The following is a 1,062-nucleotide window of genomic DNA, read 5'->3' on the forward strand; positions in this document are numbered from 1 at the left end:
CGCGGACCCCGCGGCGGGGCCGCGCGTGGCCGGGACTCGAAACCGGCGACCGCGGAGGCCCCCGAACTCCCCGAGGACGTCACGATCGACGACCTCGACGCCGAGGCGCGACGGGACCTGCGGTCGCTGCCACGTGACCTCGCCGAGCGGATCGGGCGCCACCTGGTCGCCGCCGGGCAGCTGCTCGACGAGGATCCCGCGGCCGCCCTCGCCCACGCCCGGTACGCGAAGACGAAGGCGTCGCGCATCGCGGTGGTCCGGGAGGCGGCCGGTCTGGTCGCCTACCAGGCCGGGGAGTGGGCCGAGGCGTTGTCGGAACTGCGCGCCGTCAAGCGGATGACCCGCGACGACACGCACGTCGCGGTGATCGCGGACGCGGAGCGCGCCCTCGGCCGTCCGGAACGCGCTCTCGACATCGCCAAAGAGACCGATGTCGAGCGGCTGCCGAAGGAGGTGGCGGTGGAACTGCGGATCGTGACCGCGGGCGCCCGGCGCGACCTCGGCCAGGTCGACGCGGCGGTGGTGCAGCTGCAGGGCCCCGACCTCGACCCGCAGCGGCCGCACCCGTGGAGCGCCCGGCTGTTCTACGCCTACGCCGACAACCTCGCCGCCGCGGGACGGACGGACGAGGCGATGCGGTGGTTCCTGCACGCCGCCGAGGCGGACACCGACGACGAGACCGACGCCGCCGAACGCGCCTCGGAGCTGGCGGAGTGAGCGCGGAATCGCTGCTCGACCGGCACGATGCGGTGCTGTTCGACCTCGACGGCACCGTCTACCACGGCGCGCGGCCGATCCCGGCCGCCGCGGACGCCGTCGCACACGTCCGAGAGCGGGGACGGGCGGTGCGGTTCGTGACGAACAACGCGGCCAAATCGCCCGCCGAGGTCGCCGACCATCTCGGACGGCTGGGTATCGCGGCGGAGCCCGCCGAGGTGAGCACGAGCGCCCAGGCCGCCGCCGGGTTGCTGGCGGGGCGTCTGTCGGCCGGCGCCGAGGTACTCGTCGTCGGCACCGACTCGCTCGCCGCGGAGATCCGGGCGGTCGGGCTGCGCCCGGTGC

Annotated in this window: 1 protein-coding gene and 1 pseudogene; both read left to right on the forward strand. The window is 75.4% G+C overall.

The window, feature by feature from the left end; translation table 11 throughout:
* The first annotated feature begins 84 nt into the window (after nucleotides 1–84).
* Nucleotides 85–717, forward strand: a complete 633-nt coding sequence (locus tag SACPADRAFT_RS0204555; RefSeq protein WP_028662207.1) for a tetratricopeptide repeat protein — start codon at nucleotides 85–87, stop codon at nucleotides 715–717.
* Nucleotides 714–1,062, forward strand: a pseudogene (locus SACPADRAFT_RS0204560) (HAD family hydrolase); the annotation flags it as partial. The gene SACPADRAFT_RS0204555 and the pseudogene SACPADRAFT_RS0204560, both read left to right, overlap by 4 nt.

The sequence above is a fragment of the Saccharomonospora iraqiensis subsp. paurometabolica YIM 90007 genome (assembly GCF_000231035.2).
GTDB lineage: Bacteria > Actinomycetota > Actinomycetes > Mycobacteriales > Pseudonocardiaceae > Saccharomonospora > Saccharomonospora paurometabolica.